At 32.9% G+C, this 18,808-nt stretch carries 7 protein-coding genes; 6 read left to right on the plus strand and 1 reads right to left on the minus strand.

Features of this window, described 5'->3' with window-relative positions:
* Positions 1-83: 83 nt before the first annotated feature.
* Complete coding sequence (locus NSQ08_RS08000; RefSeq protein WP_002141318.1) at positions 84-803, minus strand: 4'-phosphopantetheinyl transferase family protein; 720 nt, start codon at positions 801-803, stop codon at positions 84-86.
* Between the two features lie 325 nt (positions 804-1,128).
* Between NSQ08_RS08000 and NSQ08_RS08005 the strand changes: the two genes are divergently transcribed.
* The 6 genes from NSQ08_RS08005 (at position 1,129) to NSQ08_RS08030 (ending at position 18,785) form a co-directional block, all read left to right on the plus strand.
* Entirely contained in the window at positions 1,129-2,160 is a 1,032-nt protein-coding gene (locus NSQ08_RS08005; protein ID WP_149190385.1) for a serine hydrolase domain-containing protein, read from the plus strand.
* 220 nt (positions 2,161-2,380) lie between these two features.
* Positions 2,381-3,391, plus strand: coding sequence for a fatty acid desaturase family protein (locus tag NSQ08_RS08010; protein WP_002189230.1), 1,011 nt, complete (start codon positions 2,381-2,383; stop codon positions 3,389-3,391).
* Between the two features lie 194 nt (positions 3,392-3,585).
* Entirely contained in the window at positions 3,586-4,305 is a 720-nt protein-coding gene (locus NSQ08_RS08015) for a thioesterase II family protein (protein ID WP_340773321.1), read from the plus strand.
* On the plus strand, positions 4,295-10,063 hold the full coding sequence (locus NSQ08_RS08020; protein WP_340773324.1) for an amino acid adenylation domain-containing protein: 5,769 nt from the start codon (positions 4,295-4,297) through the stop codon (positions 10,061-10,063). The genes NSQ08_RS08015 and NSQ08_RS08020 overlap by 11 nt, the downstream gene beginning before the upstream one ends.
* A complete protein-coding gene (locus NSQ08_RS08025) occupies positions 10,056-14,282 on the plus strand; it encodes a type I polyketide synthase (RefSeq protein ID WP_340773327.1) in 4,227 nt (1,408 codons plus the stop codon). Before NSQ08_RS08020 ends, NSQ08_RS08025 begins: the two co-directional genes overlap by 8 nt.
* 18 nt (positions 14,283-14,300) lie before the next feature.
* A complete protein-coding gene (locus tag NSQ08_RS08030) occupies positions 14,301-18,785 on the plus strand; it encodes an amino acid adenylation domain-containing protein (RefSeq protein WP_340773329.1) in 4,485 nt (1,494 codons plus the stop codon).
* The last annotated feature ends 23 nt before the right edge of the window (positions 18,786-18,808 follow it).

Genomic DNA, 18,808 nt, shown 5'->3' on the forward strand with positions numbered 1-18,808 from the left:
ATTATTATAAGTTGTTATTTTTCTGTATTTTCAGTTTTTTATAACGACGGGTGTATCATTGCTCTAGAAAAAACGTAAAATAATTATAGGAACTCAGAATAATCTAGTATCTTTATAGATGAATTGTTTATCTGTTCCAAATCTGTATAACAAACCGCGATAGTGTAATTTTGCTCTAACCGATTTAGGCAGAAATAGAATTGACTAAAATCGGAATTAGTGTTCCGTAAGGTTATTTTATTTTGGGACCAATCGTCCATATTGAAGCCAAAACTATCTAATGGATATAGAAGTCCTTTTCCAATTGCTTTAACAAATGATTCTTTTAGAGTCCAAATATCAAAGAAAAACGATAACTGTCTATCGTGAGGAATATACTGAAAATAGTCAATTTCTTCTTGAGTAAAGCATAGTTCGGTTACGGAAAGATCTATAGGTTGAATTTTTTCAATGTCTACACCAATTCGTCCAGTTGAAGCAAGTCCACATATAATCCATTCTTCAGAATGAGATAAATTAAAATCCCCCTTCCAACCATGATATTTATTTAAAAAAGGGCGGCCTGTTCGATCTCTTTTAATAGAGATAGTATCTGCAGGTATGAGCAATAATCTTTGCAAACGTTTTCTGATGCATAGATGAGCTAATAATGTTCTTTGTTGATCTTCTAATTTATGAAATCTTAAAATTCTTTCCCTTTCATTTTTAGGTAATTCTGTGAGTTTCAGCTCTATGTCTTTGTAGGGTAGTAAAATTCCTAATTTAACTGCAATAATTTCTAAGTAACTATCAATTTTTTTCATAATGACCTCACTAACAATATAAATAATAGTCTCAAGAGAATTTAAATGTATAATTAATTTTATTATTTATCAACTACCATTAAATTATAGAGAGCGATATAAGATTTATTGAGAAATCATGTGAATTATATTAAGTGTTATTGTATAGCTATTTTGAAGAAATGAACAAACTTATGTTTTATTTTTTTTTTGAAGTCAATTCAATTATTAAAAAAGTTTCTCAAGTTTTGTTATGTATTTTAGATTGCTTTGAAAATTAAATGAAGTTACAATTAACCCTGTTTAATAGTTGGAAAAATCAGAAAAATAAAAGGGGATTGGGTAAGTGATAATTTCTGGAGAAATAAAAGAATTTATAAAGAATTATGATGATAAATTACCATTCTCAGGTGCGATTTTAATTCAAAATAAAAAAAAGATCTTTGAAGATGGATTTGGATATGCGAATAGAAGTGAACAAATTTTTAATACATCACGTACTCGGTTTGGTATGGCTTCTGGGTGTAAAATTTTTACTGCAGTTGCAATATGTCAATTAGTTGAAAAGGGTGTTTTAACTTTTGATACTTGTTTGAAAGAGTGTTTAGAAGACTCATTCCCACATTTTTATGAAGGTATTACAATTCATCATTTATTAACTCATACTTCGGGCATACCAGATTATTTTGATGAAGAAGAAATGGATGATTTTGAAGATTTATGGAAGGATACCCCAATGTATTCTATTAAATCTCCTGCAGATTTTCTGCCTATGTTTCAAAATTATCATATGAAGTTTAATCCTGGAAGTAAATTTTCTTATAGTAATGCAGGTTATATTTTACTTGGGTTGATTGTAGAAAAATTGACAGGGATGAAGTTTGCAGAATATGTAAAAGAGAATATATTTCAGGTTTGCGGCATGTCAGATTCAGGATATTTCCGGATGGATCAACTGCCGGAACGAACTGCACTTGGATATATAGATAATAAAGATGATAACACTTGGAGAACTAATATCTATTCGGTCCCTATAGTTGGTGGGCCAGATGGAGGGGCTTTTACAACAGTTTTAGATTTAGGAGAATTTTGGAATGGATTATTTAATGGGAAACTCCTAAATAAAGAGTACACTAATCAGTTGTTAACTCCTTATGTGAAAAATAATAGTTTACATTATGGATATGGTGTTTGGATTTCAATGGAAAATGATGAGATTCTCAAATATTTTGTATTTGGATTTGATCCAGGTGTGAGGGTTCATTCATCTGTAAATGCAAAGTCTAAGATGCAATTCCATATTATGTCTAATGTGGAACGAAATGTAGTTCCTATTAAAAGTGGGATTGATAAATTAATTTCTGAAAAAAAGATTTAGTTTTTGAGATTCATGGATGTTTTTTGATACCTACAAAATAAAAAAGGATATGAATATTTAACTAAGAGTTAATATGCTTATAAAAACTGTTGGATTGTTCGCTTTAAATGATTAATTAGAGTATAAATTTTGAGAGCCTAAGGGTGTTTGTTAAGGATTTAAATGAAGGATTCCTGATATAAATCAACAGCATTAATTTCTATATAAAGGAGTTAATAATATGATTAGAGGAACTACCGATTTAGGGGAAAGTCAAAAGAAAGAGTTAGAGAAGCATCGTTTTTCGAAAGAAATCAACTTGGAAATTCGCGAATTACAAAAAACCAACAATTGGTATAATTTTTTTGCCATAGGATTGGATTGGGGTATTGTGTCCTTAGTAATTGCATTGAATTATTTTATCCCTACTATGTGGATGTATTTGATTAGTATTGTTATCATTGGTAGCCGTATGCGTGGCCTTGATATTATGATGCATGAGTCAAGTCATCGTATGCTTTTTAAAAATCGTAAATTAAATAAGTGGGTTGCATGTTTCTTTGCTGCTTATCCGATAATGATTTCTTATAAAGCATATTGTAAGAGTCACATGAATCACCACAGGTATTTATGGAGTGAGATAGACCCTGATAAGCAAAGGTATCAAATTGTTGGGTTAGATAAACCGACTAAAAATAAAATGAAATTTTTTATTCAGCATTGCTTAAAGCCTTTGTTCTTAGTACATGTGCCGAATTATTTGATTGGAATGATCAAAGTAACAGCATATGCAAAAGAGGAACCTAGATTTGATCAAATAATCAGGACTCTATATTGGGGCGCTATCATTATTTGTTCAATTGTTTTCGGTTTCTGGCAAGAGTTGATTTTATTTTGGGTAGTTCCATTTTTAACAACTTTTCAAATGTTAAAATATTGGGCTGAAATGGCCGAACATGCAGGACTAGAATCGGAAAATGAGATATTTGCATCAAGAAATTCTTTTGGGAATTGGTTTGAGCGCTTTCTCATTCATCCTCATAGAAACTCATACCATTTGGTACATCACTTGTTCCCTGCTGTTCCACACTTTAACATAAAGAAGGCTCATCTTATTTTAATGAAAGATGAAGAATATCAAAAAGCGCATCATTGTACAGGGTTCTTTTTTTCCACTGCACCAGGATTCTCTTCTGTAATAGATGATATACAAGGACGGATACCATTTTGGAATAAAGTGAAAGGGAAATAGATCATTATACGTGTTGTGCTACATAGGCTGTATGGAAATTTAATGGTTTACCAAAGATAATTCCTGATTGCACCCTAAAATATAAATGGGAGCTAGATTAATAAAAAAATTGGGAGATGTTAGGTGGCTAATTAAGTTCTATAGAGCCTTTTAAAATTTAGTAAATAATTTTGATTCATAGGAAAGGAGAGTATATGAATAACACGATGCTTTTTTGTTTTCCTTATGCTGGTGGATCCGGTTCGATATATAGTAAGTGGGAAAATTACTTACATCCTAGTATTGAATTGAAACCAATTCAATACGCAGGAAGGGGTAAAAGATTTCAAGAAGATTGTTATGATGATATGAATCACGCAATTAATGATATATTCGAATGTATATATAGAGTTGTAGGTAATTGCGATTACGCGTTTTTTGGTCACAGTATGGGCGGGCTTATCGCTTATGAACTTTGTAAGGAAATAGAAAGTAGAAATCTTAATGCTCCTGTGCATATTTTTCTATCAGGTGTAAAGCCCCCAAATTTTATTAGAGAACAAAAAGTGTCTAACTTACCAGAAAAAGAATTTAAAGATGTGATATTAAATTTAAATGGTACTCCAAAAGAAATTCTTAATAATCAGCAGTTAATGGATATATTTATCCCAATTTTAAGATCTGACTTTAAATTGATAGAAGAATATAAATTCAGTAATGAATTGTACAAGTTAAATACGTGTATTACTGCAATGTACGGTAAGCTGGATGATGTTACTGAGGAATACATGAAAAAATGGTGTGAGTTTACTTCGAGAGATACTGTTGTTTATGGCTATCCAGGAGATCACTTTTTTATTAATGAAAATTACATTGATATTATAAATCTTATTAATTCAACATTGGTTGGGAGAGGAGATTATTATGAGCAATGATGTTTATAATGCAGATTTGTTAACTAAAGAGGAGAAGTTTTGGTTGGATCAACTATCAACGGATTTAGAAATGAGTAGTTTTGTAAATTTTAATAAAAAAGTTGATGTGAAAAATCAGGAAGAAAAAATATTTACATATAGATTATCAGAAAACATATCACATGAAATTAATGAAATAAGTAATCATTCTGAATATGGAATGTTTATCATTTTGATTGCTAGTGTGAAATATTTACTCTCAATATACACGGATAGTAAAGATATTTCTATTGGAACGCCAGTAATTCAATCAAAATCTGGCACAGCATATTATGATCATCTTTTGATTATAAGAAGTAATGTCCATAGTAATATGACATTTAAAGAGCTTCTATTAAAAGTACAACAAAACATTACAGAGGCAAATAAAAATCAGAAAGTATCGCATAAGCGATTAGCAAAACTTTTAGGAGATGAGAATGCAAATTCTAATAAACTGAATCCTCGTACAGTCATACAGTTTGAAAATATTCAACATAATATTTCTAATCATTATACAAATGCAGATACCGTCTTTAATTTTAAATGGCATGGAGATAAACTAGAGTGTTGTATCACTTGTAAAGAAAGTGTAGAAGACTTGATTGGAAGAGTTATAGATCAACTGACTCATTTGTTAAAAGTGGTAGTAGCTAATCCGAGTATAAGGCTCTCTGAAATCGACATTTTATCCAATGAGAGAAATCGTATTCTAAATGAGTTTAACAACACAACATCAAGTTTTCCTAAGGATAAATCTGTTGTTGATTTGTTTGAATTTCAAGTAGCTAAAAGTCCACATAAGCTAGCAGTCTTTTACCAAAATCAAAATTTAACTTACGAGGAATTAAATAACAAAGCAAATCATATAGCACATAAATTAGTTGAATTAGGAGCTAAAAAAGATTCTGTAATAGGAATTATGTTAGATAGATCGCTTGAACTTCCAATTGGTATATTAGGTGTTTTAAAGGCAGGAGCTGCATATTTACCGATTGATCCAAACTATCCAAATGAACGAATTAATTATCTTCTAAGTAATTCTAATGTAGATATCATATTGAAGTACAGCAATAATGAATTTAATTTTATAAATGAAAACACTAGATTTATTGATATAGATACAACTTTGAGAGACGGTACACCTATAGAAATGAGTGGGAATTTAGAATTGAAAATCCCATTAGAGAGCTTAATGTATGTTCTTTATACATCTGGAAGCACTGGTGACCCTAAAGGAGTTATGGTGAAAAGAAATTCATTTATGAATTTGCTCAATTGGTATACCAATGAATTTGATATGAATCCAACCGATAATGTATTATTAATTGCCCCAATTAGTTTCGATACAGCGCATAAAAATTTATTTGCTCCATTGATAAAAGGCGGGCGATTGCACCTTTTTGAGTCAGGTATGTATGATTACAATAAAATGTCTGATTATATAAATGTTCATAAAATTACGAGCATTAATTGTACCCCAAGTGGTTTTTATCCATTGGTTGATTATAATGAGAGAACTAATTTTAGTAGGTTAATCACGTTGAAGCGTATTTTTTTAGGTGGTGAATCGATAAATTGTAAAAAACTCAAACCTTTAGTTAAATCAATAAATTTCAAGAGCGAAATTATAAATACGTATGGTCCCACGGAATGCACGGATTTAGCCGCTTTCTATAGAATTAGTAATCAAGAGATAGAACAATTGAAGGTGATTCCAATCGGGAAGCCTCTTAATAATGTCAAAATATACATTGTTGATCAAGAAATGAATCTTGTACCTATTGGTGTAACGGGAGAACTGTGTATTGCTGGGGTTGGATTGGCACGTGGGTATTATAATGCTCCAGATTTAACGAGAGAAAAATTTGTAGAGTTTCCGAAAATTACCGAAAAAAAAGTTTATAAAACAGGAGATATGGCAAGGTGGATGCCTGATGGGAATATTGAATTTATTGGAAGGAAAGATAATCTTACGAAAATAAGGGGGTTTCGGGTAGAAGTTGGGGAGATAGAGACTGGTCTTATGAAGCATCCAGATGTAGATGAGGTTGTTGTTGTTGCAATCGAAGATACTTTCGGTACGAAAGTATTAAGTGCTTATTTTGTTGCCAATGTGCATATAACAAACTCAGAATTAAGAAATTTCCTTATTAAAAGTTTGCCGAATTTCATGGTGCCAACCTACTTCACTCAACTGAAAAAAATGCCACTCAATCAAAACGGGAAAATTGATCGTAAAGCATTGCCAGTGTCCAACTTGGATCCAGTATCAGACTTCGACTATGTTGCACCAGAAGGCGAATTGGAAAAAAAGGTTGCACATATATGGAGAGATGTTCTTAATATTCAAAAGATAGGAGTGTATGATAATTTTTTTGAGTTAGGTGGGCATTCTTTAAATGCTGCTTCGATTATATTGAAAGTTAACCAAGAATTTGACGTGAATATACACTTAAGTGAAATGTTTAAAAAGCCAACTATAAAAGAATTTACAACTCTAATACTGGATGGGGAACAACATAAAAGTTCAATTATATTACCTGTTGAAGCAAGAGAATACTATCCTGTTTCATCACAGCAAAAAAGGCTATTTATTATGTGGCAACTTAATCGTGATTCAGTAGCTTATAATTTACCGTCTGGGACAATCATAGAGGGTGATCTCGAATATGATATGTTGGTGAGAGCTTTCCAACATCTTGTTGATCGTCATGAATCTTTACGTACATCGTTTTCATTCATCAATGGACAAGTGGTGCAGTATGTACATCCTAAATTAAAGGTTATTGTTGATATCGTTGAAGCATCGGAAGAAGAATTAATGGAGTATGTACATGGGTTTGCTACACCTTTTAATCTGGGACAACCTCCTCTATTTAGAATCAAAGTTATTAAAATCAGAGAAAATAAGCATTTGCTGTTAACTGATGCTCACCATATTGTCTTTGATGGTATATCGATGGACATAATTATGGAGGAATTTTATGATAGTTATTTAAATAAAGATTTGCCTCCGATTAAATTACAATATAGAGACTATGCAGTATGGCAGGCAGAATTTTTTCAGACTGATGATTTTAAGAGTAAAGAAAAGTATTGGCTAAACATATTTAAAGATGAACCTCCATTACTGGAGTTAAATACAGATTATCCACGACACCCGGTGCAACTTTATGATAGTGATTATGTACCAATTATGGCGGGATACGATTTGACAAAGCGTTTGAAAAAGATAGCGAAGGAGAATGGGACAACCCTATATACGGTGCTACTTGCTGCTTTAAATGTATTGTTTTTAAAATATACGGGTCAAGAAGATATTACGATTGGTACCCCTACAGCTGGCCGATCTCGTCCAGGTTTGGAACGGACTATTGGTATGTTTGTGAATACGGTAGTAATAAGAAATTTCCCATGTCGCAAAAAAACGTTTCTGAATTTTCTGGATGAAGTGAAGGATAATACAATAAAAGCCATTGATCATGAGGAATATCCGTTTGAATTGTTAGTAAATCAAGTAGATGCTTATCGAAATACAGGGAGAAATCCAATATTTGATATTATGTTTTCTTTGGATAATGATGAGTATTTCTTTAAGGATAAAGGGGAATTAACTTTCCGAAAATTCCCATTTGAAAGTAGTATGACTCAATTTGATATGTTCATTCATGTATTAGAAATTAATGAAGATATGCATTTTAAGTGGAAGTATCGTAAGGATATATTCAAGAAGGATACAGTACAAAGATTAGCAGAACATTTTATTTATCTACTTGATGAGATTACCGAAAAGATGGATATACCATTACAAGATATCCAGATGATGTCTGAATCAGAGATGAAAACCGTTCTTTATGAATTTAATAATACGACGGATGAATATTCGTATCAAATGACGGTGCATGAGATATTTGAGCAGAAAGTGAAAGAAGGTCCATCAGAAAATGCCATCGTATATAAAGAAATGACACTAACGTACTCTGAGCTGGATGCAAGGGCAAATCAACTGGCCCGCACTTTAAGAAAAAAGGGAGTGCAAAGAAATAGCGTTGTTGGACTTATTGCAGAGCCTTCCTTAGAAATGGTCATAGGAGTTCTCAGTGTGCTAAAAGCAGGAGGGGCATTTTTACCGATTGATCCCACTCTTCCAATAAGCAGGATAAAATATTTTTTGAGAGACAGTGATTGTCAGTTGGTTCTGGTCCGAAATAATGTGAAGGAACGCTTTACTTTTGAACAGGAAGTAATTAGGTTGGATGATGAAATAAACTGTAAAGAAGATGGTTGTCATCTTGAAAACATAAACCAGCCCGACGATTTGGCATATGTAATTTATACCTCTGGAACAACCGGTAACCCTAAAGGGGTTATGGTCGAACACAAGAATATTGTGAATCAGTTGATAGGACTCATTCGGAAATTAAAATTTAATCAAGAAATGAATCATTTATTGCTAGCAAAAATCACATTCGATGTTTCTGTTCAACAAATCCTTCTCCCGATTCTCTCTGGGGGTAGGTTATATATTCCTGAGGAAGAGCTAATCGCTGAGCCAAGAAATATGTGGAACTTTATTGAGAAAAACAAAATTAATGTCTTGGGCGCTGTACCTACCCATTTGAAAGTTTTAATAGATAATATTGTCATAAGTCAACCTCTTAACTATGTTCTTGTAGCCGGTGAGGTCTTTACAAAGAGTCTTTATGATCAATTAAAGAGTACTGTTAATGCTGAGATGATTATTAATCTGTATGGTCCAACCGAGACGACGATTTTTTCAACATACTATATTTGTCGTGAAAATGAAGAGGGTTCGAGCATACCAATAGGTAAGCCTCTAAGTAACTATAGGGCATATATTTTAAATCAAGATTATTATCCTGTACCTATTGGTGTGACTGGGGAGTTATATATTGCTGGGGCAGGTGTAGGAAGGGGATATATCAATAAGTCAGATTTGACAGATGAAAAATTTATGTCCAATCCATTTATTCCAGGTGAGAAAATGTATAAAACGGGAGACCTTACAAGGTGGCTCCCTAATGGGGACATTGAGTATATTGGAAGGATTGACCATCAGGTAAAGGTTAAGGGAGTCCGAGTAGAGCCAGATGAAATAAAAAACCACATTTTAAATCATGAATATATTGATAATGCAATTGTTGTTGCGAAACAAAATCAAAGTAATGAAAGCTATTTGTGTGCGTATCTAATTACAAACCAAGAGGTTACCAGTACAGAATTAAGGGAGTATTTGAGGAATAAGTTACCTGAATATATGATTCCGTCACATTTTGTGCAATTAGAGAGTATGCCTGTAACGAATAACGACAAAGTCGACGTAAGAGCCTTGCAAGAAAAGGATGATGAGAATTATATATCGTTAGGTACTACTTATATAGCACCTGGAACGAATCTAGAAAAAATGATAGCGGAGATCTGGAAACAGGTACTTGGGGTAAATCAGGTCGGTATTTATGATCATTTCTTCGAACTTGGTGGGAATTCACTGAATATTATTCAAGTAAATGAACGGTTGAAAAATGATTTGAACATCGACATAACTGTAATGATGCTATTTAGATATCCTACAATTTATTCTCTATCCCAGCAATTAAAGATGACCGCTGAGAGCAGGGTACAGGAAAAAATGAACTCAAATAGAGTTCAGGTAATAAAGGAATCGAAAAATAGGTTAAAACAAAGACGTCAAAGAAAGAGGGATTCGAATGAATGATAGTGCACAGGAACCGATAAGAAATGGTATAGAGATTGCTATTATTGGAATGTCTTGCAGATTTCCTGGTGGAGATACTATAAATGAATTCTGGGAAAATTTGAAGAATGGTGTAGAATCGGTAACTTTCTTCACAGATAAGGAGTTACAGAAAGGAGGAATTGATCTAGAAACGATCCAAAATCCCAATTATATAAAGGCTGGTGGGGCTATTACAGGAACAGAATGGTTCGACAATAAATTATTTAATTACTCACCTAGGGAATTAGAGGTAATGGATCCACAGCTGAAAATTTTGCACGAGTGTGCTTGGGAAGCATTAGAGAGTAGTGCTTACTTTTCGGATACCTTTAATGGTTTAATTGGTACTTATATTGGAGCATCTACAAACTTATATTGGTTAGAAGCGGTATATGATGGAGCGAAAGATTTTATAAAAGAAGCAGAATTTTTAAATGGTTCTCAATTTTTCGGCACCAGATTATCACATAAATTAAATTTGAAAGGTCCTAGTTATACAGTTCAAACTGCATGTTCCTCTTCATTGGTTGCTGTGCACTTGGCATGTCAAGCTCTATTAAGTGGAGATTGTGACATTGCTTTGGCTGGAGGGGTTTCACTTACATTACCTGAGAAAAGAGGGTATTTATACAAGGATGGCATGATTCTTTCACCAGATGGACACTGTAGACCTTTTGATGATAATGCTAGGGGAACGGTCAATGGAAATGGAGCGGGAATTGTTGTTTTGAAGCGTATGGAGGATGCGATTGCTGATGGAGATTTCATCCATGCTGTTGTGAAAGGATCCGCAATAAATAATGATGGCGCTGATAAGGTTAGTTTTAATGCGCCAAGTGTAGAAGGACAAGCTGCTGTTATTAGAGCAGCTCATCACATGGCCGAGGTAGAATCTGAAAGTATATCATATGTAGAGGCTCATGGTACTGGAACAATGCTAGGTGACCCGATTGAGGTTGAAGCCTTGAAGTTGGCATTTAATACAGAGAAGAATAATTTTTGTGGTATTGGATCGGTTAAAGGGAATATTGGTCATCTTGATAACGCTGCAGGTATAGCAGGTTTGATAAAAACTGTAGTTGCTTTGGAGAATCGCATGATTCCACCAAGCATTAACTACGAGAAAGCAAATGAAAAAATTAATTTTGGTAATAGTCCATTTTATGTACAGGATACATTGGCGGAATGGAAGAACCAAGAGTTTCCTTTAAGAGCAGGAGTAAGTTCATTTGGTATGGGAGGAACAAATGCCCATGTTGTACTTGAGGAACCTCCCCAAAGAGAAGCTTCTGAGCGGAGTAGGAGATATCAATTACTTTCTTTTTCTGCACAAACGAAAAAATCTCTTGAAGAGCAAACTGAAAAGTTAGCTGAATATTTAAATCATAACAATAATGTGAATTTGGCTGATGTAGCTTATACACTTTTAAATGGAAGGAAAAATTTAAAATATCGAAGAGCATTAGTGGTTTCGGATATAGAGGAAGCGAAGCGAGAATTTTTTATTCAAAATTCTGCTAAGGTTCAAACTAACATTTGTGATGGCGGTAGTAAGCAAATAATTTTCATGTTTCCCGGGCAGGGTGCACAATATGTAAATATGGGATTGGATTTATATAATGAAGAGAAGAGATTTCGAGATGAAGTGAATCTTTGTTGTGAGATTTTAGAAGAGATTAGTGGGATTGATTGGAAGGAAGTCTTATATCCAAAGGACCTGGAAGCTAGAATGAGAGATGATATAAATCAAACATCTAATACACAGCCTGCAATATTTATTTTTGAATACTCATTAGCAAAAACACTAATGGAATGGGGCATCTATCCGGACGGCATGATTGGACATAGTATAGGGGAATATGTGGCTGCTTGTTTGGCGGGAGTGTTCTCATTAAAGCAAGCGCTTCAGTTGGTGTATGAGCGGGCGACCTTAATGCAACAATTACCTAAAGGCAGCATGATAAGTGTAATGGCTTCGGAAAATGAAATTTTACCACTAATGAATCAAGATGTATCTATTGCCGCAGTGAATAGTCCAATATCATGCGTAATCTCAGGTTTTGATGAGGCAATCTATACTTTTGAGGGGGAATTGATTAGGAAAGGTTTTCAGTTCAAAAAACTTACAACTTCCCATGCCTTTCATTCATCCATGATGGACTCAATTTTAGATACCTATGGAAAGAAGTTAAAAGAAATTAATTTCCAGGACATTAAAATACCATTTATATCCAATTTGACAGGAGAATGGATTACGGAAGAACAAGCAAAAAGTGCAGATTATTGGGTGAATCATCTGCGACATGTAGTGGAATTTTCTGAGGGCATTAAGCATCTACTATCGGGTACGGAAAGTATTTTTGTGGAGGTTGGACCAGGTAGAACATTAAGTAGTTTTGTTAGACAACATACTCAAGGAGAATCAAAATGCCCAATTATTAATACTGTAAGGCATCCTAAAGAAAAAATTTTTGATGACAATTACTTGCTTCAAAATATTGGTAAGTTGCATATTCATGGCGTGAAGATTAACTGGTCCAAGTATTTTTCGCAAGAAAGAAGATATCGTGTTCCACTCCCTACGTATCCTTTTGAACGGCAGTTCTTTAGCCTTTCTAAGGATATTGAAATGGAAGAGAGTTCCCCTTTATCGCAAAGTGACTATGTAGAAGAGCTAAAGATGAATGTTGTTCCGAAAGATGATAAACAGAGGAAAATTATAGAATCATATAAGAGAGTTACGGGAGTAAAACAAGTTAGTATCCATGATGATTTCTTTGAATTAGGAGGTAGCTCATTAACGGCTATCAATGTTGTTTCGAGCTTACAGAAGGATTTTGATATTTCTATTAATCATTTATTTGAATACCCTAGAGTCTCTGATCTAGCGCAGCATATGACATATAAAAAGGAGAAGACCATTCCAGATGCATTAGCAACTTATCTGATTGCTAGAGGAGAAAGGCATCGGTTAATGGAGGAGAAGATAAGAGGAGACATAGCGATACGAAGTTTATATGATGATAGAAACAAAAAGTATTACGAAATCAACCTTTCTTGCCAAACCGGTTATAAGGAAGTTCTATTGACAGGAAGCACGGGATATTTGGGCGTTTACTTATTACATGATTTATTAACTGAATTAGATTGCAATGTACATTTAATTGTAAGAAGCGACAATTGTATACAAGCAGAAAATCGCATTAAAGAAAAAGTTTGCTCTTATTTTGGAACATCTTTTTATGATAAGTATAAGAAAAGAATTTTTGTATATAGTGGCGACCTGACAAAAAAACATATGGGCTTAGATCTGCCGAACTATCAATATTTGAGTGAAACAATCCAATGTATTATACATTCAGCAGGCAGTGTTAGTCATTATGGGAAATATGAAAAATCCTATGAAGCAAACGTTCTAGCCACGAGAAATGTAATTGATTTTTCGCTTAAGGGAGTAAAGAAAGATGTGAATCATATTTCTACATTGGCTGTAGCTTCTGGTGTAGTAAAGAATAACGAAGATATATTGTATACGGAGTATGATAATGATTTAGGGCAAATTATTGAAAATCCTTATCCAAAGACAAAGTTAGAAGCTGAAAAGATTGTACTGGAAACGAGGGGTAAGGGAATAAATGTAAATGTTTTTCGAGTGGGAAACATTGGTTTTGATTCTAAAACAGGAAGGTTTCAAGAAAACATAGAGCAGAATGCATTATACTCAATGATGAAATCATATATAAGAATTGGATTGGTTCCAGAAATGGAAAGAGATATAGATTTTGCATGTGTGGATGATGTTAGTCAGGCAATTATTAAGTTGTTTAATAAAAAAGAATTAATGAATGAGACTCATCACATTTTCAATCCTAACTATGTAAGCTTATCAGCTCTTTTAACAACGTATGGATTAGACATAGATGTAAAAGAAACTTCAATTGATAAATTTATAGATTATATCTTTGATGAAAAGCAATTTAATCAATATGCATCAGATATATATAATTTACAGCTGCATTGTATAGGAGATGAATTGAAAACATTTAATGATGTCGAACAAACATTGTTCCATATAATGGGAGATAAAACGAATGTGCTGTTAAGAAAAACGGGTTTTGTATGGAATAATATTACGGATGAAATGACGAAAAAAATGATTAGATATGGTCAAAAAGTGAATTATTTCGAAAAACATTAAATATAAAGTGGTGATAATTTGAAGTATAGAGAATATTTTTCACTAACTCATCCTCAACAAAGGATTTGGTATATGGAGAAAATTAATCCTCATCAGCCATTGCATAATATTGGGGGAACAGTAAAGATACAAGGAGAAGTGGATTTTGTTTGTCTTGAGAAAGCAATTAATTATTTTATAAAAAAAAATGATGGAATCAGGCATCGATTTGTAGAATCGGATGAGAAGGTTCATCAATATGTGGAGGAATATCATAAATATCAAGTTCGATATACTATTTTTAATAGTCAGAAGGATTTATATGCCTGGGTTCAGCAGGAAGCTGCAAAACCTTTCGATATCAATGAACAAGACTTATTTGATTTTGCTTTGTTCAAGTTACAAGATACTAAAGAAGGGGGATATTTCGTTAAGGTCCATCATATAATTTCTGATGGTTGGTCTATGAATCTTTTAACTGAACAGATTTGTAATGCATACACTCAAATTTTGAAAGGTGAAAAAATAACAGATCAGCTTAATAGTACCTATATGTATTGCCTTGAGAAGGAAGAATCCTATTTAACTTCAAAAAGATTTATGAAGGATAAAAATTTTTGGAATGAGAAGTTTAGTAAGCTCCCAATTGTGAAGCGGAAGAACGAAGTAGATTGTGCAAAGGCAAATAGAAAAACATATTCTTTAACAAATAATCAATCGGATGAAATTAAACAATTTGCTACTGGCATAAATGTTTCTGTGTACGCATTCTTTGTTGCCCTATATTATATTTACTTAAATAAAGTAAATGGGCAGGATGATTTAATTATTGGAATGCCTGTACTTAATCGAGCGGGGAAAAATGAAAAAAATATTGTGGGGATGTTAACAAGTACTATGCCATTTCGTCATACTGTTGATAGTGAAATGACAGTCTTAGATTTTATAAAAGGCATTAATCGTGAATTGGTTCGCTGTTATTATCATCAAAAATATCCATATGATGTATTGGTGAAAGATTTGGAATTAAAGAAAAAGGGATACGGTGATTTATTTGATACATGTATTAACTATTACAATACAAAACTTCCTACTGAAATTAATGGTACACCAATAGAAAATGAAGAATTTTACAATAGGAATCAGATTTATTCAATTCAATTGATTATTCGAGAATGGTCTAGATTAGGAGGATTTAATCTAGATATAGATTATAAGGATCATATGTATACAGAAAAGCAAATTGAACAAATGTATCTTGGAATCAGTCATTTACTGAATCAGATGTTGGAGTCGCCTAATAAAAAGTTGATGGAATTAGAAATTTTACCAGAAGATATGTGGAATAAATTGATATACGAATTTAATGCAACGAATAGGGAGTATCCAAAGGACAAGACAATCCATCAGCTTTTTGAAGAACAAGTAGAAAGGACACCAGATAGAGTTGCGATTTGCCTGGAAGATAAGGAACTTACGTATCGTGAATTGAATGATAGATCTAATCAATTAGCGAGATATATATTAAAGAAAAATGTAACAAAAGGTACAGTAATAGGAATATCAACTACGCATTCTCTAGAAACAATTATTGGAATTTTAGGAATTTTAAAAGCAGGAGCGGTATATTTACCTATTGATCCACAATATCCATCTGAACGGGTCAATTATATGCTGCAAGATTCAGATATCAATATTCTGTTCACTAATTTTGATATTTCGCATCAATGGGATCTTTCTTTGTATGCGGTTGAGGTTATCCATATAAATGCAGCTCATATTTATATGGGAGATACTTCTAATATTAAAAATAGAAGTGAGCCGACTGACCTTGCTTACATCATATATACATCGGGTTCTACGGGAAACCCTAAAGGTACAATGATTGAACAGAAAGGATTGGTTAATTATATTTCCTGGGCAAATCAAGTATATGTAGGCGCAAGTGAAAATGAAGTTTTCCCATTGTATTCATCTCTTGCTTTTGATCTTACTGTTACAACTATATTTACCCCATTAATTAGTGGTAATCAGATTATTATTTATCCTGCTGATGCAAACGAATATGTATTATATAGGATATTTAAAGAAAAAAAAGCAAGTATTATTAAATTAACTCCATCTCACCTGTTTTTATTGAAAGATTCAGACTTTGTTGGGTGTTCAATTAAAAAAATTATTGTTGGTGGAGAAAATTTAACAGTAGACCTTGCCGCAAACATACAGAAAAAATTAGGTAGAGAAACAAAAATATATAATGAATATGGGCCCACAGAAACAGTTGTAGGATGTATGATTCATCAATTCGATATTGAAAAAGATAAAGGGGTATCTGTTCCTATTGGTGTACCTGCACAAAATATGAAAATATATGTGTTGGACTCCGATCTTCACCCAGTACCAATGGGAGTTGTTGGAGAAATTTATATTTCTGGGGAAGGTGTTGCAAGAGGATATTTTAACAATCAGGATTTAACAAGAGAGAGATTTATTGTAAATCCATATTCGGCAAAAGAGCAGATGTATAAATCGGGTGATTTAGCTAGATTTATTGAAGGAGATAAGATTGAGTATTTGGGAAGGAAAGATGATCAAGTAAAAGTTCGTGGGTTCCGCATAGAACTAAAAGAAATCGAAATAAACTTGCAAAAATATCCGAGCATTAAGGAAGTGGTAGTGATTGATCAAGAGGATTATGATGGAAACCACTATCTTTGTGCCTACTATACTGAGAATGCTAAGGTGAAGACATCCGAACTATTTAGATTCTTAAAAGAGATCTTACCAGTTTATATGATTCCTTCGTATTTTATTGTGTTGAAAGAAATACCGTTGACGTTTAACGGAAAGCTGGATAGAGAGGCCTTGCCGAAACCTGAAGTTAAAATAGAGAAAAAAACTGAAGGTGAGATAGAAAGTGATTTAGTAGGTATTATACGTGAAGTATTAAATGTTGAAAAAGTAAGTATAAGAGACAACTTCTATCATCTAGGCGGGGATTCCATTAAAGCAATTCAAATTTCTTCTAAGATACGTGAGAAAGGGATTAAAATAAAAACAAAGGATATTTTGGCTAATCCAGTTATTGAAGATATGATTTTATATTTAGAAATGACTAGCACAAAAGAGCAGAAGAGTAATCAACAATGTGTTGGTAGTATTGAAACGATACCATCTATCTCATGGTTTTTTTCGCAAGATTTGAACAATATAAACCATTATACTCAGTCGGTGTTAGTCAAAGTAAAGGATGACGTTGAGGTTGGGATACTTGAATCGGCATTTAGCTTATTAGTTTGTCATCACGACGCTTTTCGCTTGAATTACCGGATGGAAACGAAGGAATTATTTTATAATCAAAATAATTACAATAAAAAAATAAAAATAGAATCATTAGATTTATCTGAATTATCAAAAACAGAGCGAAGTATTCGTATTGCTAGTATTGGAGAAATATTGAAATCGAGCTTTAATATTGAAAATGAAATTCTTCTTAAAGTTTGTATATTTGATTTGGGCGATTTTGGTAAAAGATTATTAATGACAGCTCATCATTTAGCTGTTGATGGTATATCTTGGCGAATTATTTTTGAAGATATAAATCAATTATATAAACAGATAGAAAATAAGCAGAAAACTTCTTTGCCGCCAAAAGATAATTCGGTACAGGATTGGGCAATTGAGTTAAAGAGAATGAGTAAAAAAATTCCAGAATCAGAAAAGCGATACTGGGAGCATGTATATCAATATGAAGAGAATTCATTTAATGATTTTGATTTAGGATTGGATCGTATGGAATTTTGCGAGAAAATGATTAAGAAGTTAACAGAAGAAGAAACTATGCAGCTGTTACAAAAAGCAAATGAAGCTTATCGAACAAAAGGTAATGAACTAATGATTATAGCGCTATCATTGGTAATGGCTAAGTATATTAAAACAAATGATGTGATTATTGAAATTGAAGGGCATGGGCGTGAAGAATTAAATGATGAAATTGATGTATCGCGAACTATTGGATGGTTTACGAGCCTATTTCCAATTCGGTTACAATTTGAGGATGTAGATATATCACAACAAATTAAACAATTAAAAGAGCAATTGCGTAGCGTTCCAAGTAAAGGTCTAAATTATGGAGTTTTAAAGTATATTTCGAAGGAATTAAGTTCTGAATCTCGAAAGTATGTTCGTTTTAACTATTTAGGTGATTTTAATGCTACATTTTCCAATGGAATTTTTGAATTTGCGTATGAAAATTCCGGTCAAGATAACAGCAATAAAAATGAGATGGATTGTTTGCTAGATATCGTTGCGTATACAGTAGATAAAAAGTTAAATTTGTCGATTACGTATAGTAAAAACAAATTTAAACAAGAAACAATATCGCAATTTTTCATGGAGTATATGAATCAATTGAGAGATTTGATTCAACATTGTTGTCAGAGAAAACATGCTGAATTCACCCCATCTGATTTTGAAACGGCAAACCTCTCGAGTGAAGATCTTGAAAATATATTTAATATATGATATTAGAGAGGAGTCATTCAATC

The sequence above is a fragment of the Bacillus sp. FSL E2-8887 genome (genome assembly GCF_038007205.1).
Lineage (GTDB): Bacteria > Bacillota > Bacilli > Bacillales > Bacillaceae_G > Bacillus_A > Bacillus_A mycoides.